The 24,144-nt window shown below is 66.7% G+C and carries 24 protein-coding genes and 1 tRNA gene; 15 read left to right on the forward strand and 10 right to left on the reverse strand.

All coding sequences use genetic code 11. The features are described 5' to 3' along the window. Positions 1–12 precede the first annotated feature (12 nt). Positions 13–1,062, forward strand: coding sequence for a DmsC/YnfH family molybdoenzyme membrane anchor subunit (locus tag F813_RS0110310; RefSeq protein ID WP_017926485.1), 1,050 nt, complete (start codon positions 13–15; stop codon positions 1,060–1,062). Positions 1,063–1,196: 134 nt separating this feature from the next. On the opposite strand, the gene F813_RS14600 is transcribed toward F813_RS0110310, so the two are convergent. Then, entirely contained in the window at positions 1,197–1,331 is a 135-nt protein-coding gene (locus F813_RS14600; RefSeq protein WP_017926486.1) for a hypothetical protein, read from the reverse strand. A gap of 202 nt (positions 1,332–1,533) precedes the next feature. Between F813_RS14600 and rfaH the strand changes: the two genes are divergently transcribed. Further along, positions 1,534–2,040 carry a transcription/translation regulatory transformer protein RfaH gene (gene rfaH / locus F813_RS0110320; RefSeq protein WP_017926487.1) on the forward strand — a complete coding sequence of 169 codons (507 nt, stop codon included), beginning with the start codon at positions 1,534–1,536 and terminating at the stop codon, positions 2,038–2,040. Positions 2,041–2,569: 529 nt separating this feature from the next. Here rfaH and F813_RS0110325 read toward each other — a convergent pair. Further along, positions 2,570–2,646, reverse strand: a tRNA-Arg gene (locus F813_RS0110325). Positions 2,647–2,835: 189 nt separating this feature from the next. On the opposite strand from F813_RS0110325, the gene F813_RS0110330 reads away from it, so the two are divergent. Continuing rightward, positions 2,836–3,699 carry a c-type cytochrome gene (locus tag F813_RS0110330; protein WP_017926488.1) on the forward strand — a complete coding sequence of 288 codons (864 nt, stop codon included), beginning with the start codon at positions 2,836–2,838 and terminating at the stop codon, positions 3,697–3,699. A 66-nt stretch (positions 3,700–3,765) separates the two neighbouring features. Here F813_RS0110330 and F813_RS0110335 read toward each other — a convergent pair whose 3' ends face one another. From F813_RS0110335 to F813_RS0110345, 3 genes are all read right to left on the reverse strand, one after another. Continuing rightward, on the reverse strand, positions 3,766–5,271 hold the full coding sequence (locus tag F813_RS0110335) for a YifB family Mg chelatase-like AAA ATPase (RefSeq protein ID WP_017926489.1): 1,506 nt from the start codon (positions 5,269–5,271) through the stop codon (positions 3,766–3,768). A 62-nt stretch (positions 5,272–5,333) separates the two neighbouring features. Continuing rightward, positions 5,334–5,588, reverse strand: a complete 255-nt coding sequence (locus F813_RS0110340; protein WP_012981566.1) for an accessory factor UbiK family protein — start codon at positions 5,586–5,588, stop codon at positions 5,334–5,336. 57 nt (positions 5,589–5,645) lie between these two features. After that, the gene (locus F813_RS0110345) at positions 5,646–6,368 is read right to left on the reverse strand and encodes a pteridine reductase (protein ID WP_017926490.1); all 723 of its coding nucleotides are present in this window, start codon (positions 6,366–6,368) and stop codon (positions 5,646–5,648) included. Positions 6,369–6,501: 133 nt separating this feature from the next. Here F813_RS0110345 and F813_RS0110350 point away from each other — a divergent pair, with 133 nt between their 5' ends. Both F813_RS0110350 and tsaD read left to right on the forward strand, forming a co-directional pair. Next, a complete protein-coding gene (locus F813_RS0110350; RefSeq protein WP_017926491.1) occupies positions 6,502–7,635 on the forward strand; it encodes a class I SAM-dependent methyltransferase in 1,134 nt (377 codons plus the stop codon). 70 nt (positions 7,636–7,705) lie between these two features. Continuing rightward, the gene (tsaD, locus tag F813_RS0110355; protein WP_017926492.1) at positions 7,706–8,716 is read left to right on the forward strand and encodes a tRNA (adenosine(37)-N6)-threonylcarbamoyltransferase complex transferase subunit TsaD; all 1,011 of its coding nucleotides are present in this window, start codon (positions 7,706–7,708) and stop codon (positions 8,714–8,716) included. A gap of 9 nt (positions 8,717–8,725) precedes the next feature. Here tsaD and plsY read toward each other — a convergent pair whose 3' ends face one another. Next, positions 8,726–9,346: a glycerol-3-phosphate 1-O-acyltransferase PlsY gene (gene plsY / locus F813_RS0110360; RefSeq protein ID WP_017926493.1), complete on the reverse strand. Its 621-nt coding sequence runs from the start codon at positions 9,344–9,346 to the stop codon at positions 8,726–8,728. Positions 9,347–9,451: 105 nt separating this feature from the next. Here plsY and F813_RS0110365 point away from each other — a divergent pair, with 105 nt between their 5' ends. From F813_RS0110365 to ccoS, 10 genes are all read left to right on the forward strand, one after another. Beyond that, positions 9,452–10,198: an alpha/beta fold hydrolase gene (locus tag F813_RS0110365; RefSeq protein ID WP_017926494.1), complete on the forward strand. Its 747-nt coding sequence runs from the start codon at positions 9,452–9,454 to the stop codon at positions 10,196–10,198. A 10-nt stretch (positions 10,199–10,208) separates the two neighbouring features. After that, positions 10,209–11,081: a malonyl-ACP O-methyltransferase BioC gene (bioC, locus tag F813_RS0110370; RefSeq protein ID WP_017926495.1), complete on the forward strand. Its 873-nt coding sequence runs from the start codon at positions 10,209–10,211 to the stop codon at positions 11,079–11,081. 206 nt (positions 11,082–11,287) lie between these two features. Further along, entirely contained in the window at positions 11,288–12,775 is a 1,488-nt protein-coding gene (gene ccoN, locus F813_RS0110375) for a cytochrome-c oxidase, cbb3-type subunit I (protein WP_012981573.1), read from the forward strand. An 18-nt stretch (positions 12,776–12,793) separates the two neighbouring features. Next, positions 12,794–13,528 carry a cytochrome-c oxidase, cbb3-type subunit II gene (gene ccoO / locus F813_RS0110380; RefSeq protein WP_017926497.1) on the forward strand — a complete coding sequence of 245 codons (735 nt, stop codon included), beginning with the start codon at positions 12,794–12,796 and terminating at the stop codon, positions 13,526–13,528. Between the two features lie 29 nt (positions 13,529–13,557). After that, entirely contained in the window at positions 13,558–13,776 is a 219-nt protein-coding gene (locus F813_RS0110385; protein ID WP_012981575.1) for a cbb3-type cytochrome c oxidase subunit 3, read from the forward strand. Continuing rightward, positions 13,773–14,696: a cytochrome-c oxidase, cbb3-type subunit III gene (ccoP, locus tag F813_RS0110390; RefSeq protein WP_017926498.1), complete on the forward strand. Its 924-nt coding sequence runs from the start codon at positions 13,773–13,775 to the stop codon at positions 14,694–14,696. The genes F813_RS0110385 and ccoP overlap by 4 nt, the downstream gene beginning before the upstream one ends. Positions 14,697–14,856: 160 nt before the next feature. Then, positions 14,857–16,257 carry a cytochrome c oxidase accessory protein CcoG gene (ccoG, locus tag F813_RS0110395; RefSeq protein ID WP_017926499.1) on the forward strand — a complete coding sequence of 467 codons (1,401 nt, stop codon included), beginning with the start codon at positions 14,857–14,859 and terminating at the stop codon, positions 16,255–16,257. A 271-nt stretch (positions 16,258–16,528) separates the two neighbouring features. After that, complete coding sequence (locus F813_RS0110400; protein WP_012981578.1) at positions 16,529–17,356, forward strand: FixH family protein; 828 nt, start codon at positions 16,529–16,531, stop codon at positions 17,354–17,356. Between the two features lie 15 nt (positions 17,357–17,371). Further along, the gene (locus F813_RS0110405) at positions 17,372–19,933 is read left to right on the forward strand and encodes a heavy metal translocating P-type ATPase (RefSeq protein WP_038060184.1); all 2,562 of its coding nucleotides are present in this window, start codon (positions 17,372–17,374) and stop codon (positions 19,931–19,933) included. Positions 19,934–19,964: 31 nt separating this feature from the next. After that, the gene (gene ccoS, locus F813_RS0110410) at positions 19,965–20,186 is read left to right on the forward strand and encodes a cbb3-type cytochrome oxidase assembly protein CcoS (protein ID WP_017926501.1); all 222 of its coding nucleotides are present in this window, start codon (positions 19,965–19,967) and stop codon (positions 20,184–20,186) included. A 292-nt stretch (positions 20,187–20,478) separates the two neighbouring features. Here ccoS and rpoH read toward each other — a convergent pair whose 3' ends face one another. The 4 genes from rpoH to ftsY all read right to left on the reverse strand — a co-directional run bounded on the left by rpoH (position 20,479) and on the right by ftsY (position 24,098). Then, positions 20,479–21,348, reverse strand: a complete 870-nt coding sequence (rpoH, locus tag F813_RS0110420) for an RNA polymerase sigma factor RpoH (RefSeq protein WP_017926502.1) — start codon at positions 21,346–21,348, stop codon at positions 20,479–20,481. A 103-nt stretch (positions 21,349–21,451) separates the two neighbouring features. Next, positions 21,452–22,381, reverse strand: a complete 930-nt coding sequence (locus tag F813_RS0110425) for an ABC transporter permease (protein WP_017926503.1) — start codon at positions 22,379–22,381, stop codon at positions 21,452–21,454. Next, the gene (gene ftsE / locus F813_RS0110430) at positions 22,378–23,049 is read right to left on the reverse strand and encodes a cell division ATP-binding protein FtsE (RefSeq protein ID WP_017926504.1); all 672 of its coding nucleotides are present in this window, start codon (positions 23,047–23,049) and stop codon (positions 22,378–22,380) included. Before ftsE ends, F813_RS0110425 begins: the two co-directional genes overlap by 4 nt. After that, the gene (ftsY, locus tag F813_RS0110435) at positions 23,046–24,098 is read right to left on the reverse strand and encodes a signal recognition particle-docking protein FtsY (RefSeq protein ID WP_017926505.1); all 1,053 of its coding nucleotides are present in this window, start codon (positions 24,096–24,098) and stop codon (positions 23,046–23,048) included. Before ftsY ends, ftsE begins: the two co-directional genes overlap by 4 nt. Positions 24,099–24,144 lie beyond the last annotated feature (46 nt).

Genomic DNA, 24,144 nt, shown 5'->3' on the forward strand with positions numbered 1-24,144 from the left:
GGAGAATTCATCATGCATCCGGCATTTTCCGTCATCCTGTTTACCGTCATCTCCGGTGCGGGCTATGGCCTGTTCATCCTGCTGGCGGCCTTTCATCTCGCGGGCATCGGCCCGGCCATGAGCCACGGCGAGCTGCTGGCGCACGGCGTAGTGGCCCTGGGGATGATCACCCTGGGTCTGGTCTTCTCGACCGGCCACCTGGCGAACAAGAAGAACGCCTGGCGCTCGTTCATGCGCTTCAAGACCTCCTGGCTGTCGCGCGAGGCCGTTTTCGCGGTGCTGTTCTACCCCTTCGCCGGGATCTACGGACTGGGCGTCCTGCTGCAGGGCGCGGCCATCGGGCCGCTGCCGGCCCTGGCAGGCGTGATCGCCGCCGTGCTGGCCGTGGTCACGCTGTTCTGCACCGGGATGATCTACGGCTGCCTGAAGACTATCCGTCAGTGGAACACCGCGCTGACCCCGGCCAACTACATCATGCTGGGTATCGCCACCGGCACCACGCTGTTCGCCGCGATTGCCACCGTGTTCGGTAATGCCACGACCCTGCATGCGGGCGTTGCGATGGTCGCGCTGGTCGCCGCCGCCGTGCTCAAGGGGATCTACTACTTCTGGATCTCGCGTGTGAACGGCCCGACGATCAACACCGCGACGACCTTCAATCGGGCGACCGTGCGTCTGCTGGATACCGGCCATACCGCCGGCACCTTTCTGACCGACGAGTTCGGCTATGACCCGCGCAAGGACACCATCGACAACATCAAGATGGGTGTCTTCCTGCTCGGATTTGTCGCCCCGGTCCTGGTGTTCGCGTCGATCCTGTCGGGTGCCCCGGCTGGTATCGCCTGGCTGGCTGCCGTCTCGAGCCTGATTGGCATCGGCATGGAACGCTGGCTGTTCTTCGCCGAGGCCAAGCACGTCGTGCGCCTGTACCACGGAGCCCAGACCTGCACCAACTCCCTGGCCGAGCCCGCTCGCGGCCGCGCCGCGGTTGCGCCGGCCGCCGACCCGACCGACGCGCGCCGCTGGGAACTGGGGGATACCCCCGGGGGCTCCGGTTCCTGATGACAGCCAGCTTCCGGCGGTTATCCGGCGCATTGCCGAGCAGCCGCCGGGAGGCTGGCAAGGGAACACACGATGGAAAACGGGCCGGCATGCTGGCCCGTTTTTTTTGTGGTATTCGGCTACCCTGCGGCGAGCTATTTCGCCTGGTCGTCCTCATGCATGCCATGCAGGATGAAGTACCCGACGTACACGAAGAACGCCACGATGCCCACCAGGGTCAGGATCGTCAGGATCCCGATGGGCGACTGAAACATGATTTCCGTCAGCATCACGTACTCCCGTTTGCGGTGTGCTCACGCTTACGCTAGCGCCGCTGCCGGGGGCTCCGTTTGATCTGGATCAAGGGATTGGTCGCCCCGTGATGTGTAATGGGTCCCATCGCGCAGGCCATGCCATGTACTACGCTGGATGGTGCGCGTGGGCTTGTTGGGTCCCGGGGCGGGCCGAATCCGGATTCGGCGGGAGTATGCGTTGAAACACTGGTACATCGTGCACTGCAAGCCGCGCGAAGAATCGCGGGCCGAGGAGCACCTTCTGCGACAGGGGTACGCCACCTTTCGTCCCCTGTTGAAACGGCCTGTCCGTCGCGGCGGCCGTCCTGCCACCATCACGGAATCGCTGTTCCCGCGCTATCTGTTCGTGGAGCTGTGCGACGCGCGCGAGGATTGGGCCCCGATCCGTTCCACCCGTGGCGTGATCGGACTGGTTCGTTTCGGGATGCATGCTGTGCCGGTCCCGGGCGTGGTAATCGACGGCCTGCGTGCGCGCGTGGACGAGACCACCGGCTGCCTGGACCTCGTGCGCAATCCCGGGCTGCGACCGCACCAGCGGGTCACCATTGCCGAGGGGCCATTCGCGGGCCACGACGGCCTGTTTCTGGCGCGTAGCGGCGAGGAGCGCGTGATCGTGCTGATGGAGATCATGCGCCAGCAGCAGCACCTGGAACTGCCGGCCAAAGCCGTGGTGTTGGCGGGGTAGGACAGGACGTGCGCGGCGCAGGGTTCAAACGGAAGTCCTGGGCGACGAGATCCGCGGCTTTTGGGCGTGCGTTGCGGGCTTCGGCCTGAATGGAACCCGGGCAAATGATTGCCAAGGGCATGTTCAGGTCTCGCGCCCGAGAGGGTGAGCCGGGGTTTCGCGAAGCACGGGTTCGCGCCGGCGAACGCCCCGAGGCTATCGCCGAGGGGCCGGACTGGCTGCGTGCCCTTTGGTCGCTTGGCCCTTCGGGCCGGCACCGCCTGCGGCGGTACCGCGCGTCGGCCCGCGTTGCGGGCCTCGGCTCGAACGGGAGGCATGGGGTTGAGTTCCGGGGTGTTCGTGCTTCGCGCCCGAGAGGATGGCTTCGCCGCCTGCGGCGGCTCGGTCCTTCGGACCGGCACCGCCGGTTGGCGGTGCCGCGATGTCGGCCCGCTGCGCGGGCCTCGGCTCGAACGGAGGTTCGAATCGGGCCCTCGGGGCACACCCCCATAAAGAAGAAGGGCCCGCTCGGGGCCCTTCTTCTTTATGATGGCGCGCCCGAGAGGATTCGAACCTCTGACCTCTGCCTCCGGAGGGCAGCGCTCTATCCAGCTGAGCTACGGGCGCAAGACGGGTAATGATACGGGGCGCCGAATGGGTCCGTCCAGCGCATTTTTTGACTGCCCTACTGGGTTTGTGGTCTCGAGCGGGACGATGCCCTATACTCGGCGCCCGATTTGCGCGCCAGGCGCGTGGGAAGACTTGGGCTAGGAACCTACGGCCGCGCGCGGCCCGCACCTTTCGGAGGGAGATCAAGTGGCGAATCAACCGATCAAGATGGACACCGGTAACAAGGTGTTGCTGTTCATCGCGTCCGTGGCGCTTGTTGCCACCCTGATTTTTCTGGTCAGCCACCTGGCGAGCTTTATCGGTCAGCTGAAGTTGGGTGAGCCGAGCGAAGCCGAGCGTGACCGGATCGCCGAGCGCATCCAGCCGATCGGTCGTGTGACCTCCGGCCCGGTCGACGCTGCGGAGGAGACTGCCGACCTGAGCCCGGGCGACATCTACAGCAATGTCTGTGCGGCCTGTCACGATACCGGTGCCTCCGATGCCCCGCGCAAGGATGACTCCGACGCCTGGGCTGCCCGCCTCGACGAGCGCAGCCTCGATGAAGTATTCGGCAACGCCATCAACGGCATGGGTGCGATGCCCGCTCGTGGTGGTGATTCCAGCCTGAGCGACGAGGAAGTGAAGCTGGTGGTTGCCTACATGCTGGACGAAGCCGGCATTGATCATGGCTGGGAGCCGGAAGACGCCAATGGCGACGAGAATGGCAACGGTGACGAGAACGGCAACGGCGAGGCCGTGACCGAAGATGACGATGCCGCCGTCGAGGACGATGGCGCACTGGAAGGGATCACACTGGACGCCGGTGACCCGAGCCGTGGCGAGTCCCTGTACAGCACCTGCATCGCCTGCCACGGTGCGCAGGGCCAGGGTTCCCCCGCGTTCCCGAAGATCGCCGGCCAGACCGCGGAATACATCGCCGACAAGCTGGTTCGCTATCGCGCCGGCGAGACCGTGGGTGACCGTACGGGCCTGATGGCACCGAATGCCGCCCGTCTGTCGGATGAAGATATCGCCGACCTTGCGGTCTTTATCGCGGCGTTTGACGACTGATCGGGTCTGACCCGGTCCCGAGGCCCGCGTCGGCAGCCGCCGCGCGGGCCTTTTCTTTGGGTGATCTTACTGCGTTCGCCAGTGATCGAGCGCGCGATAGCTGAGCGCCTCGGTCAGGTGGGCGGTCGTGATCGGATCGCTGGGCTCGAGGTCGGCGATCGTCCGCGCGAGGCGCAGGATGCGGTGGTAGGCGCGCGCCGACAGGCGAAAGCGCTCCGCCGCCCGGTCCAGCAGTGCGCGGTCTCCCGTCTCAAGGGTGGCGTGCTGGTCCAGCGCCTGGCCCGCCAGTTCGCGATTGAGGGAGCCCTGGCGTTGCCGCTGGCGTTCCTGCGCCAGGGCGACGCGTTGTGCGACGGTTTTGGAGTCTTCGCCGGGGGTGCCGTGCGCGGCCAATTCGGGCGGCGGGATGCGCGGGACCTCGATCGCCAGATCGATACGGTCCAGTAGCGGCGCGGACAGGCGCCGCCGGTGGCGCGCCATCTGTTCCGGGGAGCACTGGCAGCGCGCCCCGAGGTCGCAGTCGAAGCCCTGAGGGCAGGGGTTCATCGCGGCCACCAGCTGGAACCGCGCCGGAAACTCCGCCTGCCGGGCGGCCCTGGCAATATGGATCGTCCCGGTCTCGAGTGGCTCGCGCAGGACATCCAGCACGCTGCGCTGGAATTCGGTCAACTCGTCCAGAAACAGTACGCCGTGGTGCGCCAGCGAGATCTCGCCCGGGCGAGGTGTGGAGCCGCCACCGACCAGCGCGACCCCCGAGGCCGTGTGGTGGGGCGAGCGGAACGGACGGGCGCGCCAGTCGCGCCGCAGGTGGTCGGTGTCGCGCAGGCTGTGGATCGCGGCGGTCTCCAGCGCCTCCGCCTCGGACATCGGTGGCAGGATGCCCGGTATGCGTGCGGCCAGCATCGATTTGCCGCTACCGGGCGGGCCGACCATCAGTAGGTGGTGGCCGCCGGCGGCCGCGATCTCGAGAGCCCGGCGTGCCTGGTGCTGCCCGCGCACGTCGGCCAGGTCGGGGTAACGATCCGGCTCCGCTTCGACGGGTCGGCCCTCGTCCAGCTCGCACTGACCCTGCAGCCCGGCGCAGACCGCGGTCAGGTGGCTGGCGGTGCGCACCCGCGCGGCGCTGGCCAGCGCCGCCTCGGCGCCGTCCTCGGGGTTCAAGATCAACTCGCGCGCCTCAGTAGCGGCTGCCAGTGCGGCGGCCAGCGTGCCGCCGACCGGTCGCAGGGTCCCGTCCAGCCCCAGCTCGCCCAGAAACTCGCGCCCCTCGAGGACGCTGCCAGGGATCTGCTGGCTGGCGGCGAGGATGCCCAGTGCGATGCCCAGGTCGAAACGCCCGCCATCCTTCGGCAGGTCGGCCGGGGCCAGGTTGACGGTGATGCGGCGGCGGGGAAAGTCGAAGCCGCTGGTCTGGATGGCCGCGCGCACGCGGTCGCGGCTTTCGCGCACGGCCGCCTCCGGCAGGCCGACGATCTGGAACGACGGCAGGCCGTTGGCCAGATGCGTCTCGATGGTGACCAGCGGTGCCTGGATGCCGGCGACCGCGCGGGCATGGCTGATGGCTATGGGCATCCTTGCCCTCCGTAGATTCGCGGGTCCGGGCCTCCGTGCCCGGCGGTTCTATGTGGAGTGTGTTACTCCGCGGTCTTGCGCTCGGCTTCGAGTGCCTCCACGCGGGCTTCCAGCTCGGCCAGGCGTTCGCGGGTGCGTTCCAGCAGTGCCACCTGGACGTCGAAGTCCTCGCGGGTGACCAGGTCCATGCGCTCGAAGCCGTGTTGCAGCGACGAGCGGACCTGACGCTGGACATCCTCCTGCATGTGACGCACGGATTCCGGCAGGCTCTCGGTGATCCGGCGCGCGAGATCGTCAAAGCGTTTGGGGTCGATCATGGGCCGTTCTCTTCTCTTGATTCGGGATGTATTCAGTGTAGCGCGTCACGCTGATCGTTACTGCGAGGCGGAGCGTCCGCCATCCACCGGGATCACCTGCCCGGTGATGTAAGGCGCATCCAGCAGCAGAAAGCGCACTGTGCGCGCGATGTCGTCCGGGTGACCCTCGCGCTTGAGCGCGGTGCGCTCGACCATCGCCTCGTGCGTGCCGGCATTGGTCGGGTCCTCGGGCGAGAGGATCGCGCCGGGCGCGACGCCGTTGACGCGCACGTCCGGGCCCAGCTCGCGGGCATAGGCCTGGGTCAGGGCCCAGAGTCCCGCCTTTGCCGCGGAATATACGGGATAGCCCTTGAGGGGTCGCAGGGCATGGATGTCCACGATGTTGACCACCGCGCCCCGGGTGCGCACAAGTGCCGGGGCGCAGGCCTGGGTCAGAAACGTGGGGGCCTTCAGGTTGGAGCCGACCAGGTCGTCCCATGCCTGCGTATCGATCTCGCCGACCGGGGTCGCGTAGAAGGTGGAGGCATTGTTGACCAGGTAATCCAGCCGCCCCCAGGCCTCTTCGGCCTCGCGCGCCAGGTGCTGGATGTCGTTCAGGTTCAGCAGGTCCGCCTGCAGGATGCGTGCACTGTCCTCGCGCCGGGCATTCAGCGAGTCCGCCAGTGCGGCCGCGTCGTCGCGCGATCCGCGATAGTGGATCAGTACGCGCAGACCCTCGTCGTGCAGCCAGCGCGCGATGGTCGCGCCGACACGGCGCGCGGATCCGGTAACCAGTACCACTCCTGCGTCCTGTGGTGCTTCCTGTGTGTGTTCCGTCACGTCATGCCTCGCCTTGGTACCATTTGTCGCCATGCTGCCGCCGAAACCTAGCACAACCACGCCGGACGACCCGGCCGCCGCCATCGCGCGGCAGATGCACGACTCCCTGCAACAGAGTATCGCCGAGCACGGCGGGTTCCTCCCGTTTGTCGATTACATGCACCAGGCGCTGTACGCGCCGGGGCTCGGCTATTACGTGAACGGGGCGCGCAAGTTGGGTGCGGGCGGGGATTTCGTGACCGCGCCGGAGCTGTCCTCGCTATTCGGCGAGACCCTGGCCAGCTGGCTGTCCCCGCTACTGCGCGACGAGCTGGCGGGTGGTGGGCAGCTGCTGGAGTTTGGCGCGGGCAGCGGGCGGTTGGCCGGCGATGTGCTCGTAACGTTGCGCGAGCTGGGCGTGGGCTGGCAGCGCTACAAGATCATCGAGGTCAGCCCGGACCTGCGGGCCATGCAGCAGGAGCACCTGGCCGAATGCCTGGAGCCGGAGGAATACGCCCGGGTGGAATGGCTCGATGCCCTGCCCGAGGAGCCGATCCGAGGTGTGGTGCTCGCCAACGAGGTGCTTGATGCCCTGCCGGTGGAGCTCTTTCGCTGGCGCGAGGGCCAGCCCTGGCAGATGGGTGTCACAGTGGATGCCGGCGGTGCGCTCGTGCTTGCGGAGCAGTCCGCCCCCGAGCCACTGGCGGAAGTCGCGCGCGAGCTGCAGGCGGCACACGGCCCCTGGCCCGACGGGTACACCTCCGAGTGGCGTCCGGCGCAGGCGGCCTGGGTCGCGAGCGTGGCCGCCTGCCTGGAACAGGGTGTGGCGCTGCTGGTCGACTACGGTTTTCCGCGGGCCGCGTATTACTCCGCGGAGCGCCACCAGGGCACGCTGGTCGGCTATTACCGTCAGCAGATGATGCTGGATCCCCTGGCGCAGCCCGGGCTGATGGACCTGACGGCCAGCGTCGATTTCACCGCAGTGGCCGAGGCGGCGGATGCAGCGGGGCTCGATGTGCTCGGCTATGCCGCGCAGGGCGAGTTTCTGCTGGGTGCGGGTCTGGCGCAGCGCTTCGAGGCGCGCGTCGGCAGTGGCGAGGATGCCCGCAAGACCATGCAGGCCGCGCAGGCCGTGCGCATGCTGACCCTGCCCGGAGAGATGGGCGAGCGTTTTCAGGTGATGACCCTGGGTCGCGCCTGTACCGCGCTCGATTTCACCGCGATCCCCGATCGGCGCGGCCGCCTGTGAGGGACTCGCAATCCCGTCCGGTTCGCCCGGAATCCTTCCCCGCACCCGTGCCCCGAGGCATGCTGCTCTTATGAAAGTCTTGGGTATCGAGACCTCCTGCGACGAGACGGGCGTGGCGCTGATCGATGATCAGCGTGGCCTGCTCGCGCACCGGCTGTACAGCCAGACCGACCTGCACGCGGTCTACGGCGGCGTGGTCCCGGAGCTTGCTTCGCGCGATCACATCCGGCGCCTGCTGCCGCTGCTGCGGGCGGTGCTGGACGAGGCGGGCGTGACAGGGCCCGAGTTGGATGCAATCGCCTATACCGGGGGGCCGGGACTGCTCGGGGCCTTGCTGACGGGGGCTTCGGTCGCGCGCTCGCTCGCCTGGGGCTGGGGTGTGCCGGCGATGCCGGTGCACCACCTCGAAGGCCATCTGCTGGCCCCGTTCCTGGAAGATGCCGGGCTTGATTTCCCGTTCCTGGTGCTGCTGGTCTCCGGCGGGCACACGCAGTTGATCCATGCCCGGTCTCTGGGTGACTACGAACTGCTGGGCGAGAGTATCGACGACGCCGCCGGCGAGGCCTTCGACAAGACCGCCAAGCTGCTGGGGCTGGGGTATCCCGGCGGTCCCGCCCTGTCGCGCCTGGCCGAGGAGGGGGAGAGCGACGCGCTGCGCCTGCCGCGCCCGATGCTCGACCGGCCGGGACTGGACATGAGCTTTTCCGGCCTGAAGACGGCCGTGCTGACGGCACTCAACAAGCAGGAATACCGCCCGCAGGATGTCGCCCGCGCCTTCGAGGAGGCGGTCAGCGAGACCCTGGTGGAGAAGACCCGCCGGGCGCTGGAGCAGAGTCAGGCCCCGGCGCTGGTGGTCGCCGGCGGGGTGGCCGCGAACACCCGGCTGCGCGCGGGCCTGCAGGCGATGGCCACACAGCAGGGGGTGCCGGTGTATTTTCCGCGCATCGAGTTCTGCACGGACAACGGCGCGATGATCGCGCTCGCCGGGCTGCGCCGCCTGCAGGCGGGCTGGACGCCGGACGATCAGGCCCCGGCGATCACGGCCCGTGCCCGCTGGCCGCTGGCGGAACTCTCCGCCTGAGGCAAATGGCTAGTCTCGCGGCGGTTCTTCCGCCTCGTCCTTCTTGTAGCCGATCTTGCCTTCCTCGCCGCGCATCAGACGGCGGATGTTGGTGTCGTGGCGGATAAACAGCACCACCGCCATGGCCGCCACGATCAGCGCGAGCCAGAAATCCGGTTCCAGGAACACGAAGTAAACGGGTGCCAGGGTCGCCGCGACCAGGGCCGACAGGGAGGAGTAGCGCCAGATCGCGGCGACCACGAGCCAGGTCAGCAGCGTGAGCCCGCCGACCAGCGGGTTGAGCGCCAGCAGTACACCCAGCGCGGTAGCCACGCCCTTGCCCCCACCAAAGCGGTAGTACACGGGAAACACGTGCCCGAGGAAGGCGGCCAGACCGATCAGCCCGAGGGCCCAGGTCGGAAAGATGCCAAGCTGGGCGGCGACGAACACCGGCAGCCAGCCCTTGCCGACATCCCCGATCAACGTGATGATGGCCGCCTTCTTGCCGCCGTAGCGCAGCACGTTGGTCGCGCCGGGATTGCCCGAGCCCGTGTGGCGTGGGTCGGGTAGCCGCAGCATCTTGCTCACGATAATGGCGGTGGAAAGCGCCCCCAGCAAATACGCGATAACGATGCCCAGTACAATGTCCATGCAAGTTCGACCTGAAGGTTCGGGTGGGTGGCCTGGGGTGCAGGCCGGCGCCCATGATACGCAAGCCGGGCCCTCGCGGTCAGGGGCCGGGCGGGTTTGAACACGATGTCGTACCCGACACTGGTACTACTACACGGCTGGGGCTTTTCACCGGCGATTTGGACGCCACTGCGGACCGCGCTGCCCGCGTTCGAGATCCACACGCCGGCCCTGCCCGGACACGGGGGACTGGCCGCTGGCGAGGCCCTGGGCGATCCTGCCATCACCCGCGAACACATCTGCGCGCAGTTGCCGGACACCCTGCGCAACCCTGTCTGGGTAGGTTGGTCGCTGGGCGGGTTGGTGGCGTTGGGGCTTGCCCAGGACCTACCGCAAACGCGTGGGGTGATCCTGCTGGGGAGTACGCCACGTTTTTATGCGGGGCCGGGGTGGCGCCATGCGTTGCCTGTCGAGGTGCTTGCCGATTTTCGCGGCGCCCTCGCGGCGCCCCGTCCGCAGCTGCACCGGCGGCTGGCGATGCTCTGTGCCCGGGGTGGGCCGGGCGCCGCTTCGCTCGCCACCGAACTGGTGGAAGAACTGGCTCGTGCCCCGGCCTCTGAGGCTGGACTCGCGACCGGGCTGGCCTGTCTGGAAACGGCGGATCAGTGCGGCGCCTGGCAGTCCATCCCGGCGCCAGTTGGGGCTTGCCTTGGCGCATCGGATGCGCTGGTGCCACCTGCGGTAGTGGATGACCTGCGGCATCTGCGTCCGGATGCCCGCCTGGCCGTGTTCCCCGGCGGGCATGCGCGGTGGTGGCGGGACCCGGCGCCCGTGGCGGCCTTTATAAACGAGTTTGTAGCGGCACTGGAGTGATCGGCGATCCATGACGGGGGCGGATGAATACGCACTGGACAAGGCGCGCGTACGCGAGGCCTTCGGGCGGGCGGCCGCGGGCTACGAGGCCCATGCGGTGCTGCAGCGCGAGGTCCAGGGACGGTTGATCGAGCGCCTCGATCTGGTCAAGCTGCAGCCGGCCCGTGTGCTGGATCTGGGCTGCGGAATCGGGGAGGCGCTGGATCTCCTGGCGCGGCGCTACCGCAAGGCCGAGCTGACTGGCGTTGATTTTGCCCCGGGGATGGTCGCGGCGGCGCAGCGCCGCGGCCGCTGGTGGCGCCGGCCGCGGGTCGTGTGTGCGGACATCGAGGCATTGCCCCTGCCGGAGGCGCACTACGATCTGGCGGTCTCCAGTGCGGCGCTGCAGTGGTGTTCCAGCCTCGATCAGGCCTTCACGGAGGTGCGGCGTGTGCTGGCGCCGGGGGCGCTGTGGACCTTTTCCACCTTCGGCCCGGATACCCTGCGCGAGCTGCGCGCGGCCTTTGCCGAGGTCGACGGCGGGGGCGCGCAACACGTGAATGCCTTTGTCGATATGCATGACATCGGCGACGCCCTGGTGCGCGCGGGGTTCGCGGACCCGGTAATGGACCAGGAGACCCTGACGCTCACCTACGGCGATTTCCAGACCCTGCTGCGGGATCTGCGCGGGGTGGGGGTGCGCAATGCGCTGGCCGGGCGTGCGCGCGGACTGCTGGGCCCGCGTCGGTTGCAGGCTGTGGCGGAGGCCTATGCACGGGCGTTCGCAGTCGAGGATCGCCTGCCGGCGACCTGGGAGGTTGTGTACGGTCACGCCTGGGTGCCGGAGGCCCCGCCGCCCTCGAAACCGCAAGGCCGGGTGATTCCCGTTCGGCCGGTCTCTTGATCCAGATCAATCCGGGGCGATCGGCCCCTCGCAGAGCAAGACCATAAAGATGTATTCTCTCTGGCGCTGAAAGTTCCGCCTGACTTGGGGCTATTTCCGAGTGTTACAGGCGGTCTTGGTTTTTTGTGCGTCTGGAATGGGGTAAAGTTCACGCCCCCCGAAACCATCGGGACATCCGTGTTCCCCGCAGCAAGGTGGAAAAAGTCATGTCGCAAGCAGCCACTACGGCGGGTTCCGTACCCGCAACGTCAGTCGCTTCAACCGAGCAGTACAACTACGCGATCGTCAAGCGTTTCGCGATTGCCGCCGTCCTCTGGGGCGTGTTTGGCATGGCGGCCGGGGTCTGGATTGCCTCGCAGCTCGCATTCCCGTTCCTGAATTTCGATATCGCCCAGATCACCTTTGGCCGATTCCGTCCGGTGCATACCACGGCGGTCATCTTTGGTTTCGGTGGTAACGCCCTGTTTGCGACGTCCTACTATGTCGTCCAGCGCACCTGTCAGACACGGCTGTATGGTGATTCGCTGGCGAGCTTCACCTTCTACGGGTGGAACCTGGCGCTGATCCTTGGCGTGATCACCTACACCATGGGGATCACCCAGGGTCGCGAATACGCCGAGTTCAACTGGCAGATCGACATCATCATCCTGGTCGTGTGGGTGGCCTACTTCTGGATCTACCTGCAGACCCTGCTGCGTCGGAACCAGCCACATATCTATGTGGCGAACTGGTTCTTCATGTCGTTCATCCTGGCGACAGCCCTGCTGCACATCTTCAACAACCTCGAGGTGCCGGTCGGCATCTTCCACACCGATTCCTACCCGCTGTTCTCCGGCGTGCAGGACGCGATGCGTCAGTGGTGGTACGGCCATAACGCGGTGGGCTTCTTCCTGACGGCCGCGTTCCTCGGGATGATGTACTACTTCGTGCCCAAGCAGGCCGGTCGACCGATCTACTCGTACAAGCTGTCGATCATCCACTTCTGGGCGCTGGTGTTCCTGTACATGTGGGTGGGCGCGCACCACCTGCACTGGACCGCCCTGCCGGACTGGGTCTCCACCCTGGCGGCGACCTTCTCCATCCTGCTGCTGCTGCCCTCCTGGGGTGGCATGATCAACGGCATCATGACCCTGTCGGGGGCCTGGGATAAGCTGCGCACCGACCCGATCATGCTGTTTTTGATTACCGCGCTGTCGTTCTACGGCATGTCGACCTTCGAAGGTCCGATGATGTCGCTGAAGAGCGTCAACGCGCTGTCGCACTACACCGACTGGACCGTCGGCCACGTGCACTCCGGTGCGCTGGGCTGGGTGGCGATGATCACCTTCGGTTCGCTGTACCACCTGATCCCGCGTCTGTGGGGCGTCAACCTGTACAGCCTCAAGCTGGTGTACGTGCACTTCTTCCTGGCGACCATCGGGATTGTGCTGTACATCACCGCGATGTGGGTGGCCGGTATCGGTCAGGGCCTGATGCTGCGTGCCTTCGACCAGTACGGGAACCTTGCCTACACCTTCACCGAATCGGTGGTGTTCCTGCATCGTCCGTATGTGGTGCGTGCCATTGGTGGCGGGTTCTTCCTCGCCGGCATGCTGATCATGGCCTGGAACATCGCCATGACCGTCCGCATGGGCATCAAGTCCGAAGCTCGCGAGCGTGAAGAAGCCCGCGCGGCCGAAGCCCGCACGGCCTGATAGGGAGAGACTAGATCCATGAAGCACGAAAGCGTTGAAACCAATGCCGGCCTGCTGATCATCCTGACGCTCGCGGTGATCAGTGTGGGCGGCCTGGTCGAGATCGTCCCGCTGTTCTACATCGACGACACGATCGAAGAAGTGGACGGCGTGCGCCCGTACACCCCGCTGGAGCAGCGCGGGCGGGACATCTTTGTCCGCGAGGGCTGCTACACCTGCCACTCGCAGATGGTGCGCCCGTTCCGTGACGAGATGCTGCGCTACGGCCATTACTCGCTGGCGGCGGAGTCCAAGTACGACCATCCGTTCCAGTGGGGCTCCAAGCGCACCGGGCCGGACCTGGCGCGCGTGGGCGGCAAGTACTCCAACGAGTGGCAGGTCCAGCACCTGATCGATCCGCAGTCGCTGGTGCCCGAGTCGATCATGCCCGGTTATCCGTGGCTGGCGACCACACCGCTGGACTACTCCGATGTCGCGGCGCGCATGCGGGCCCTGAAGCGCGTCGGCGTGCCGTACTCGATCACCGAGGAAGAGTACGAGGCCAATGTCGAGAAATTCGGCGAACAACACGCCCGGATGTTCGACATCAACAACGCCGAAGAGATGCTGATCGAGCAGGCGCAGGCCGAGAACTTTGACGGCGACTCCTCGTTCATCTCCGAGATGGATGCCTTGGTGGCCTACCTGCAGGTGCTCGGCACCATGGTGGACTTCAGCGAATACGACGACGGCCACTTCGCCGAATTCCGTTAGGGAATTCGGCCCGGCCAAGGTTGGGAGAAATGGCAGCAGCCTGGGAATGGATCACGGATCTCGGCAACAGCAAGATGTTTGCGCTGGTGCTGTTCATGAGCACGTTCATCGGGATCGTGATTTACCTGTTCGCCAAGCCGAGCCGGGCCAGGAAGTTCGAGACGTATCGCTACATTCCTCTGGAAGAAGATGATTCGCACCTGGAGCCCACGGCCCGGCGCGACAAAACCGAGAGCGAAAAGCAATGAGCACACAGGACAACCGCGATAAGAACCAGGTCGAGACCACCGGGCACGTCTGGGACGGGGACCTTCAGGAATACAACAACCCGCTCCCGCGCTGGTGGCTGTGGGGCTTCTACGCCACGGTCGTGTTTGCGCTGGTCTACTGGCTGATCTATCCGGCCTGGCCCATCGGCGACAGCTTCACCAAAGGCTTTGCCACCATCACCTACGAGGTGAACGGCGAAGAGCGCACCACGCACTGGAATACCCGTGCCCTGCTGGCCCGCGACATGCAGACCGGCGAGTACGCGGTGCGCCAGCGCGAGATGCTGGAGCAGGTCGCCAGCCAGGACTACGAGACGATCCTGGCCGACGCCGACTCCATGAGCTTCGTCAACGCCTACGCCCAGGGCTCCTTCGGGACCTGGTGCGCGGCCTGCCACCAGGTCGGCGGCGCGGGTGTGATCGGGCAGTATCCGAACCTGCGTAACGACCACTGGAAGTGGGGCGGCACGGTCGAGCAGATCGAGCACACCATCCGCGAAGGTCGTCTGGGCTACATGCCGGGCTATCGCGACACGCTGACCGGCGATCAGATGAACGAAGTGGCGGCCTATGTCCTGTCGCTGAACGATTACGATGTTGACTCCGACCTGGCGGATGCCGGCGAACGGATCTTCACCGGCATGGAGGGCGGCTGCTTCCAGTGCCACGGCGAAGATGGCCAGGGCCTGGCCTCGCAGGGCGCGCCGAATCTGACCAACAACATCTGGGGTCTGATCGACGTGCAGGGTGCGGACAGTGACGCCGAGCGCCTGCGCCTGGTGGCCAACTTCGTCCGCGATGGTATCCAGCGCGAGATGCCGGCGTTTGCCGACCGCCTGTCGGACGACGAAATCAAGATGCTGACGGCGTACGTCCACTCGCTGGGTGGCGGTCAGTAAAGCCATTACTCCCGGGGTTCACCTGCGGGTGAGCCCCGGTTCGCACTACAGGGGTTCCGAACGGGTTTCTTGACGGCCGTACGGGCCCCTGCTTCCGTTGGGGAGACACTCCCTCGCACATGGTGGTGTGCGTACGCCGGGTTCATGCCCGGGAGGATTCATGGCGCAAGGCCAGCCAATCTACGAGGCTCGGATTCCGATCCACCCGCGATCGGTCAAGGGCCGTTTCCGCAATCTCAAGACCGGGATCCTTCTCCTGGCCTACGGGGTATTCTTTGGCCTCCCCTGGCTGCGCTGGGACCGTGACTACGGTCCCAGCCAGGCGGTTCTGTTCGACATCCCCAACCGGCAGTTTTTCCTGTTTGATCTGGTCGTCTACGCCCAGGACATCTTCTGGCTGGCGGGCTTTCTGGTCCTCGCGGCATTGCTGCTGTTCTTCGTCACCGGCGTGCTGGGCCGGGTTTTCTGTGGGTATTTCTGCTTCCAGACACTGTGGACCGATGTGTTCATGTACCTGGAGCGCAAGATCCAGGGCGAGCGGCCGGCCCGTATCCGGCTGTCCAAGCAGCCGTGGAACTTCGAGAAGGTCTGGAAGCTGGGGGCCACCCACATGTCCTGGCTCCTGGTCGCATTCGCCACGGGCCTCGGTTTCGTCCTGTACTGGGCCGATGCCCCGACCCTGGTGCGTGACTTCTTTACCGGTGATGCCCGGTTTGCCGCCTATGTGACTGCGGGACTTCTGACCGCCACCACCTATACCTTTGCCGGACTGGCGCGCGAGCAGGTCTGTACCTTTATCTGTCCGTACGCCCGATTCCAGAGTGTGATGTTCGATCGCGATACCCTGATCGTTTCGTACGACCAGAACCGCGGCGAGGGAACGGCCGGTCGCGCGAAGGTGAAAGCGGGTCTGAAGACCCGCGAGGAGCGTCAGGCCGCCGGGGTCGGTGACTGCATCGATTGCGGGTACTGCGTCCAGGTATGCCCGACAGGGATCGATATCCGGGATGGGCTGCAGGTCTCGTGCATCCACTGTGCGCTGTGCATCGATGCCTGCGACACCATCATGGACAAGCAGGGGTGGCCCCGCGGCTTGATCGCCTATTCGTCCGAACGCGAGCTCGAAGGCGGCAAGACCCGCTGGCTGAAGGGCAAGACGCTCGGGTATGGCGCGGCGGTGCTGGTGGTCATCGGCGCGCTGGTGTTCAGCATTCTCGAACGCCCGCCGGTCGATGTGAACGTCAACCAGGTGCGCCAGCCGCTATTCGTGCAGATGTCCGACGGTCGTGTGCAGAACAGCTACGAACTGCGCCTGAACAACGTCTCCGACCAGGAGCTCGATTTTACGCTCGATATCGACGGCCTCGAGGGTGCGACGCTCGACCTGGGCCAGGTCGAGCAGATCCGGCTTGAACCCGGCCAGCGGCTGACTGTGCTAGCCCGCGTGCGCCACGACGTGGAGGCCGGAGCGGGTTCGCCGATTCGCTTCTATTTCGTGATCAGCGATCGCGAGGGGCGGATCGACCCGGTCGAGGCCGATGCCCGCTTCAGCCACCGCTAATCGCGCGGGAGACGCTGCATTATCGGTGTGTCCCCGCGGCACATGGACGTGCCGCCGGAGATCGACCACCGCAGGTGGTTGATTCCGAAGCAAGCTGAAAACCCCTTTGCTCGTGCAAAGGCATCAAGACGGTGAAGCGCCGCGTGCGGCTCTGAAAGCCAGGAAGGCTTTATTTGGCGCTTTTGTAAGTTACGACAATCCGGCTGGCGAAACTGGCGCGCCGCCATCCGAGTGATACCCTGCTGCGCCGGAACGACACGATGAAGACATCATGAGCAATCTCGTCATCTCACTTGGACTGGGCAGCGCCGCGCTCGCGTTGCTGTTCGCGCTGATCTACAAGTTCACCCGTCTGCGCGCCTACAACACGGCGGCCGTAGTGGTGGCGATCATGCTGTTCGTGTTCATCCCGACCTCCATCCTCACCTGGCAGGGCGCGGATGTATTCGCGATCCATCTCGCGCTGTACATCATCGTGCCCTACGGGCTGGGAATCATCCTTACGCAGAAGGAGGCCGAAGCCGAGGATGGGCAAAAGGGCTCGTTCAGCCTGCACTGGGCGCCGCTGGTGATTGTCGGATTCTTCACGATCATCGCCTCCGTCCAGGCGGTGCTGATCACGCTCGCCCACAACGGCATGCCCGAACGGTTTATCGGCACCCTGCTGCCCGAACCGGAAAATCCTGCCGAACGCGTGACGTCAGCCTTCCCCGGGACGGTGGGCGGCATCCAGGAGCGCGACGAGGCCCTCGCGGTGCACCGCATGACGCGGCTCCAGGAGCAGCGCGAACTCGGCTGGCAGGTGCGCCAGGGCTGGGTGGAAACCCCGGTCGAAGGGGAAACCGCCACGTTCCAGGTGGAGGTCCTCGATGCCGAAGGACGGCCGATCTCTGACGCCGACATTCGCGGCACCTTCATGTGGGTCGCCGACGAGCGCCGCGACCAGGCCTTCGATATGCAGCCGATCGGTGAAGGGCTCTATCAGGTCGAGCTGACGCTGCCGTCACCGGGGCGCTGGGACCTGCGCTTCCATGTCGAGCATGACGGCCAGCTGGTCGAACAGCAGGCGCGTACCCGCGTTCGCGGCCAGTCCAGCTAGTCTCGCCGACCGCCGGTGAGCGGATCTCGTCCCCAGGTGGAGTCCACGGGCACGCCCGCTGACGCGGACGGTGGCTGTTTTCATTGTGGCCTGCCGATTCCGGGTGGCGCGAACTACCCGGTCCAGTTCGAGGGACGCGAGCGGCCCACCTGCTGCCCCGGCTGCCAGGCTGTCGCCGGGGCCATCATCGAGCGCGGCCTGGGCGCCTACTATCACCACCGCCCGGCGCCGCCCGGGCAGGCCGGCGAGCCCCTGGTCCCCGACGAACTGCGGGAGCTCGAACTCTTCGATACCGAGGCCGTCCAGCGCTCGTTCGTGACCCCGGCGTCAGACGCCGCCACCACCGGCGGGTCCCGGCTCGAGGCGGCACTGATCCTCGAGGGGATCACCTGTGCCGCCTGCGTCTGGCTGAACGAGCGCCATGTGCAGTCACTGCCGGGCGTGATCGCCTTCAGCATCAACTATTCGACCCACCGCGCGCGACTGGTCTGGGACCCGGAGCGCATTGCCCTGTCCGCAATCCTCAAGGCGATCCGCGATATCGGTTACCACGCCCACCCCTACGACCCGGGCACCCGGGAAAAGGCGATTGCCCGCGAACGCGGTGTAGCCCTGCGCCGGATCGGGGTGGCCGCGCTCGGCATGATGCAGGTGATGATGCTGGCACTGGCCATCTGGCTGGGCGAAGACGATGCCCAGCATGCCGACCTGATGCAGTTCATGCGCTGGGTCGCAGCGGCCCTGACCACCCCTGTGGTGTTCTACTCCGCGATCCCCTTCTACCAGAGCGCCTGGCGCGATCTGCGTCAGCGAAGGCTCGGCATGGATGTCCCGGTCAGTCTGGCAATCATCGTCACCTACGTGGCCAGTCTCTATGCGGTCCTGCTAGGGACCGGCGAGCATGTCTATTTCGAGTCGGTGGTCATGTTTGTGTTCTTCCTGCTGACCAGTCGCTACCTCGAGCTGGTCGCGCGTCAGCATGCGAGCCAGGCCATCGATCGCCTGGATCGACTGGTGCCGGCGCTGGCCCATCGTCTGGATGCCGGTGGGCAGGAGGAGCCCGTGGCCCTTGGTGACCTGAGCCCCGGCGACCGTGTGCGCGTCCGGCCTGGCGAATCCGTTCCGGCCGATGGCGTCGTCGTCCAGGGGCGTTCCACCATTAATCGAGCCTTGCTGACCGGCGAACCGGACCCCGAGCCGGTTGCAGCAGGCGACGGAGTCGTGGGTGGCACCGTCAATGTCGATGGGCCACTGGTCGTGGAGGTTCGCCGCGTCGGCACCGAGACCACGCTGGCCGCGATCCAGCGCCTGCTCGATCGCGCGCAGAGCGAGAAACCCCGGATCGCCCGTCTCGCCGAGACTGGCACCGGCTGGTTTGTCGGGGCGGTCCTGGTGCTGACCGCGCTGGCCGGCCTCGTCTGGTATGCCTGGATCGATCCCGGCCGGGCCCTGTGGGTGATGGTGGCGATGCTGGTCGCCACCTGTCCCTGCGCGCTGGCCCTGGCAACACCCGTCGCACTGACCGCAACGACGGGCACGCTCTCGCGCCTCGGACTGCTGGTGACACGCGGTCGTACCCTGGAGGCCTTGGCTCGTGTCGACACGGTCTGCCTGGACAAGACCGGCACCCTGACCGAGGGCCGCCCGCGCCTGGTAGCGCAGCACGATCACGTGGCGCCGCCGCCAGGTCAGGACTGGCGCGGCTGGGCGGCCGCGCTGGAGACCCATTCCGAGCACCCGCTGTCGCGTGCCTTCCGCGAGGCCGTGCCCGCTCCCGGTGTGAGCGCGCAGGCGGTGCATAACGAACCGGGAAGCGGCCTGCTCGGGCAGATTGACGGGCATGAGGTGGCGATCGGAGGACGCGCCATGCTGCCGCACGGGGAGCCCCCGACCGCCGAGGCCCCGCCGGACAGCCCGTTTGCATCCCCGGTCTGGCTGGTGGTGGACGGTGAGGCGGTAGCCACCTTCTGGCTGGCCGATACGCCTCGGCCCGAGGCGGCCGCGACCGTTGCGACCCTGCGGGCCCGCGGGCTCGAGGTGCTCCTTCTGACCGGGGACCGGCCGGAGGCGGGGCAGCGCTTTGCCGAATACCTGGGTATCGACCGGTTCTATGGTGGCCTGACGCCGGAGGACAAGCTGCGCCACGTACGCGAACTCCAGGCCGAAGGCCGCACGGTGCTGATGGCCGGGGAGGGGATCAATGACGCGCCGGTGCTCGCGGGGGCCGACGTCTCGCTGGCCATGGGGGGCGGCACCCGCCTGGCGCAGACCCAGGCGGATCTCGTTCTGACCTCCGATCGGCTCGATCGGTTGCCGGAGGCCCTGGACCAGGCCCGGCGCACGACCCGCATCGTGCGCCAGAACATTGCCTGGGCGATTGGCTACAACGTGGTCGCCCTGCCGTTTGCCGCATCCGGGCTGCTCACCCCCTGGCTGGCCGCATTGGGGATGTCGATGAGCTCCCTGCTGGTCGTGGGGAATGCCCTGCGCCTGCGTCCCGGGCGTGACCGTGTCGAGCCTCCGCGCGAACACGCCGCGCGGACGTCCGCCGAGGCCTCGGTTGCTCCCCCGGGTTGAGGCTCGGCACAGGACGCGTAGACTGCTGGTTATGTCGATTCTTTACCTGCTGATTCCCCTGGCGATGCTGTTTGCCCTGGTCGTGGGGATGGTCCTGCTGTGGGCGATACGGTCGGGGCAGTACGATGACCTTGAGGGCCCGGCACACCGCATCCTGATGGACGACGACGACCCGCGGATCCCAACAACGGACGACGAGGAGAAGGACCACACGTCCGACGAGACGCGGCACCCGGAAGACCGACCGCGCTGATCCGGAAACTTGCGCCGGGACCTACTCCCGCTTAACCTTTACCCATTCTTAAATCGATGTGTGTTGAGGGCTTTGGCTATGCGTGAGTGGTTTACCTTTGCGAACTTCCCGTTGACGTTCACCGCCGCCCTGATCATCTGGTCCTGGATCAGCTTCTTCTCGGTGATCCTGTTCGGCGGCTGAGCCAGCAGGGATTCCCGCGCGCCGCCTGAGCGGCGTCGGAAGCTATGAAAAAGGCCCCGATCGCGCAAGCGGTCGGGGCCTTTTCGTTGGGTGCAGCCGGGGTGTCGCGTCAGTCGGCGAAGGCGGTGCGGATGCGCTTGATCGCGTTGTTCTCGATCTGCCGGATGCGCTCGGCGGAGACGCCGTATTCCGCCGCCAGTTCGTGCAGCGTGGCCTTGGGCTCGCTCATGTAGCGCCGCGCCAGGATGTCGCGGGAGCGTTCGTCCAGCTCGCCCAGGGTGCTTGCCAGCCGCTCCTGATAATGGCGATCCCAGTCCTCGTCCTCGGCCACCTGCGCCGGGTCGTCGCTCATGTCCTCGAGGCTCAGGCGCTGGGCCGGGGCCAGGTAGGTGTGCTCGTCGTCGCTGTCGGGCGCGGGGTCAAAGCTCGCGTCCTGACTGGACAGTCGCCGCTCCATCTCCCAGACGTCATTCTCGGATACTCCGAGGTCCCTGGCGACGGCCGAGACCTCGTCGTTCGACATCCAGCCGAGGCGCTGCTTGGCGCTGCGCAGGTTGAAGAACAGCTTGCGCTGCGCCTTGGTCGTCGCCACCTTCACGATGCGCCAGTTGCGCAGGATGAACTCGTGGATCTCGGCGCGGATCCAGTGCACCGCGAACGAGACCAGGCGCACCCCCTGGTTCGGGTCGAAGCGCCGCACGGCCTTCATCAGGCCCACATTGCCCTCCTGGATCAGGTCGCCCAGGGGCAGGCCGTAGCCCTGGTAGCCGCGCGCCACATGCACGACGAACCGCAGGTTGTGCAGGATCAGCTGGCGCGCCGCGTCCAGGTCGTTGCGTTCGTGCAGCGACCGGGCGAGTTCGCGCTCGTGTTCCGGGTCCAGTACCTCGATCCGGCTGACCGCCTGCATGTAATGGTCCAGGTTCCCGACGGGAACGGGCAGGTCTGCATGCACGGTTGCCAGGGCCTTGCTGCTCATCGTGATGGATGCCTCCTGATAATAAAGTCAAAGATTAGCACTCGTGTACGTAGAGTGCTAAACCCGCTGAAAGTTCCGGGAGTTTTTGTGGCTCCGCGCGCGCTCAGGGCGCATCGCGCAGGGCATGGCCGCTGCCCAGGCGCGCGCCCAGCCAGCCCAGTATCAGGCCCACCAGTATCAGGCCCAGCAGATCCCCGGCATGCGGCAGGCGCAGGGTGAACTCCAGATCAAACGCGGCGGCCGCCTCGGTCAGCGGTTCGCGGCTCAACGCAACCCCCACCAGCAGCAGGATAACGCTGAAAATACCCCCACCGAACCCGGTCAGCACACCCCCGTACAGCGACGGGCGGCGCAGAAAGCGGTGGGTGGCGCCACTGATGCGCGAGATCGCGATCTCTTCCTGCCGCTCGCGTAGTTCCGAGGCGGTGGCGAGCGCCAGGATCAGCACGGCGCCGAGGCCCAGCAGCGCGGCAACCACGGACAGGATGCGCAGGCCCAGCTCGTGCAGGCTGTTGAGCTGGCGCACCCACTCGTCGTCGGCGACCACCCCGGCCTCGGGCGCCAGCGCCCGCAGGTCGTCACGCAACGCCGCCACCGTAGCCGGCTGCGTGCTGGCGGGAACGACATCGATTACGTCCGGCAGCGGGTTGTCCTCCAGCCAGTCCAGCAGCTCCGGGTCCGGCAGGCTGTCGCGGTAGGCGCTCAGTGCGGTGTCGGCGTCGATGCGCTCCCAGCGTGCAACGCGCTCGTCGTCATCCAGCGCATCCTGCAGCCGTTCGGCGGTCTCCTCGTCGACCTGGTCGAGATAGAGTGCGATACGCGGGTCGTGGTCGACATGCGCCGACAGGGCGCGCGCGTTGTCCAGCAGTACCCAGAGGTAGGCGGGGAGTGCGAGGATGAAGCCCAGCACCGCGATGGTAATCAGGCTCAGGACCGGAGCCTGCAGTCGCCGGCCAAGGCTTCGCCGGGCGGCATCGCGGTGGCTGTCCAGCCAGGCGGGCAGGGCATCGAACAGGCGGCGCCCGGGCCTCATGCGCTTGCCCCGCCGCGGGCCTCGATGCGGCCGTTCTCCAGGTGCAGCACCGGTTTACCCATGCGGCCGATCAGTTCAAGGTCATGACTCGCGACCAATGCAGTCATGCCCACGCGGTTGAAGTCGTCAAACAGCGCGAGGATCTCTTCCGACAGGGCCGGGTCCAGGTTGCCGGTTGGCTCGTCCGCAAGCAGCAGCACGGGGCGGTGCACAATGGCTCGAGCGATGCCGACGCGCTGTTGCTCACCGGCGGACAGGGTGCGCGGGTTCGCCGTCTCCTTGTGCAGCAAGCCGACCTTGTCCAGCGCCGCGCGCACCCGCTTGCGCATCTCCGGACGGCGATAGGCCAGGATCTCCAGGGGTAGCGCGACGTTGTCGAACACGGGGCGGTCGAACAGCAGGCGATGGTCCTGAAAGACCAGGCCGATGCTCCGGCGAAAACGCGGGATGGCGCGCGCGGACAGGCGGTCCAGTTCGTGTCCGTTTACGCGGATGCGGCCGCGGGTCGGGCGTTCCAGCCCGGCGATCAGGCGCAGCAGGGTGCTCTTGCCGGCCCCGGACGGGCCGGTGACAAAGGCCATGGCGCCGGCATCCACGCGCAGGCTGACATTGGACAGCGCATCGGACGCGCTGCCAAAGCGCTTGGTTACGCGCTGCAGCTGGATCATGCCGACTGGCTATCCTCGCGACCCAGGAGAGCGCGTACGAACGCGTGGGCATCAAAGCGCTGCAGGTCCTCGGCCTTCTCGCCCACGCCGATAAACCGCACCGGTACCCCCAGTTGCTCCGCCAGCGCAAACAGGATGCCGCCCTTGGCGGTCCCGTCCAGCTTGGTGACCACGATCCCGGTCAGCCCCAGGGCCTCGTGGAACTGCCGTGCCTGGCTCAGCGCGTTTTGTCCGGTCCCGCCATCGACCACCAGCAGCACTTCGTCCGGGGCGCTTTCGTCCAGTCGGCCCATCACGCGCTTCACCTTGCGCACCTCGTCCATCAGGTTGGTCTGGGTGTGCAGGCGCCCGGCGGTATCGGCGATCAGGATATCGGTCCTGCGCGCCTGGGCCGCCTGGAGGCCGTCGTAGATGACGGAGGCGGAGTCGGCCCCGGTCCCCTGGGCGATCACCGGGACGCCATTGCGTTCGCCCCAGGTCTGCAACTGCTCGACCGCGGCCGCGCGGAAGGTGTCCCCGGCGGCCAGCAGGACCGAGCGGCCCTCGCCCTGGAAGCGATGCGCGAGTTTGCCGATGGTGGTGGTCTTTCCGGCACCGTTGATGCCGACCACCAGGATCGAGAAAGGCCGCTCCGCCTGCGGTATCTCCAGCGGCCGCGAGACCGGCTCCAGGATCTCCACCATCGCGGTCTCGAGCGCGTCCATCAGCGCGTCGGCGTTGTCCAGCTCGCGCCGTTTTACCTCGCGGGTGATACGATCCATGATCCGCTGGGTCGCATCCAGGCCGACATCGGCCAGGAGCAGGCGCTCTTCCAGTTCCTCGAACAGCTCGTCGTCGATCTTGCGCCGGAACAGGCTCTTGAGGTCGCCGCCGAGGGCCTGGCCGGTCTTGGCCAGGCCCTGGCGCAGGCGCTGGAACCAGCCGCCACGGGCCGGTTGCGCGTCGGGTTCCGGCTCGGGCGCCGCCGCGGTTTCCGGCGGGGCCTCCGGCGTGGTTTCCGGGCTGGGCGTGGCGGAGTCTTCGGATTTCTTCTTGCGGAAACCGAACATGTTTCAGGTGGTCCAGTAGAAAGTGTTCATGCTAGCACGGGGATCG

The sequence above is a fragment of the Thioalkalivibrio sp. HL-Eb18 genome (assembly GCF_000364985.1).
GTDB lineage: Bacteria > Pseudomonadota > Gammaproteobacteria > Ectothiorhodospirales > Ectothiorhodospiraceae > Thioalkalivibrio.

Bases quoted from the DNA above. Each gene is read 5' to 3' on its own strand.
- tsaD (WP_017926492.1), top strand. From the start codon at position 7,706: ATGAAAGTCTTGGGTATCGAGACCTCCTGCGACGAGACGGGCGTGGCG.
- F813_RS0110350 (WP_017926491.1), top strand. From the start codon at position 6,502: ATGCACGACTCCCTGCAACAGAGTATCGCCGAGCACGGCGGGTTCCTC.
- bioC (WP_017926495.1), top strand. From the start codon at position 10,209: ATGACGGGGGCGGATGAATACGCACTGGACAAGGCGCGCGTACGCGAG.
- ccoP (WP_017926498.1), top strand. From the start codon at position 13,773: ATGAGCACACAGGACAACCGCGATAAGAACCAGGTCGAGACCACCGGG.
- rpoH (WP_017926502.1), bottom strand. From the start codon at position 21,348: ATGAGCAGCAAGGCCCTGGCAACCGTGCATGCAGACCTGCCCGTTCCC.
- F813_RS0110310 (WP_017926485.1), top strand. From the start codon at position 13: ATGCATCCGGCATTTTCCGTCATCCTGTTTACCGTCATCTCCGGTGCG.
- F813_RS0110385 (WP_012981575.1), top strand. From the start codon at position 13,558: ATGGCAGCAGCCTGGGAATGGATCACGGATCTCGGCAACAGCAAGATG.
- F813_RS0110335 (WP_017926489.1), bottom strand. From the start codon at position 5,271: ATGCCCATAGCCATCAGCCATGCCCGCGCGGTCGCCGGCATCCAGGCA.
- ftsY (WP_017926505.1), bottom strand. From the start codon at position 24,098: ATGTTCGGTTTCCGCAAGAAGAAATCCGAAGACTCCGCCACGCCCAGC.
- F813_RS0110400 (WP_012981578.1), top strand. From the start codon at position 16,529: ATGAGCAATCTCGTCATCTCACTTGGACTGGGCAGCGCCGCGCTCGCG.
- ccoG (WP_017926499.1), top strand. From the start codon at position 14,857: ATGGCGCAAGGCCAGCCAATCTACGAGGCTCGGATTCCGATCCACCCG.
- ccoN (WP_012981573.1), top strand. From the start codon at position 11,288: ATGTCGCAAGCAGCCACTACGGCGGGTTCCGTACCCGCAACGTCAGTC.
- ccoO (WP_017926497.1), top strand. From the start codon at position 12,794: ATGAAGCACGAAAGCGTTGAAACCAATGCCGGCCTGCTGATCATCCTG.
- ftsE (WP_017926504.1), bottom strand. From the start codon at position 23,049: ATGATCCAGCTGCAGCGCGTAACCAAGCGCTTTGGCAGCGCGTCCGAT.
- ccoS (WP_017926501.1), top strand. From the start codon at position 19,965: ATGTCGATTCTTTACCTGCTGATTCCCCTGGCGATGCTGTTTGCCCTG.
- F813_RS14600 (WP_017926486.1), bottom strand. From the start codon at position 1,331: ATGCTGACGGAAATCATGTTTCAGTCGCCCATCGGGATCCTGACGATC.
- F813_RS0110365 (WP_017926494.1), top strand. From the start codon at position 9,452: ATGTCGTACCCGACACTGGTACTACTACACGGCTGGGGCTTTTCACCG.
- F813_RS0110425 (WP_017926503.1), bottom strand. From the start codon at position 22,381: ATGAGGCCCGGGCGCCGCCTGTTCGATGCCCTGCCCGCCTGGCTGGAC.
- F813_RS0110340 (WP_012981566.1), bottom strand. From the start codon at position 5,588: ATGATCGACCCCAAACGCTTTGACGATCTCGCGCGCCGGATCACCGAG.
- plsY (WP_017926493.1), bottom strand. From the start codon at position 9,346: ATGGACATTGTACTGGGCATCGTTATCGCGTATTTGCTGGGGGCGCTT.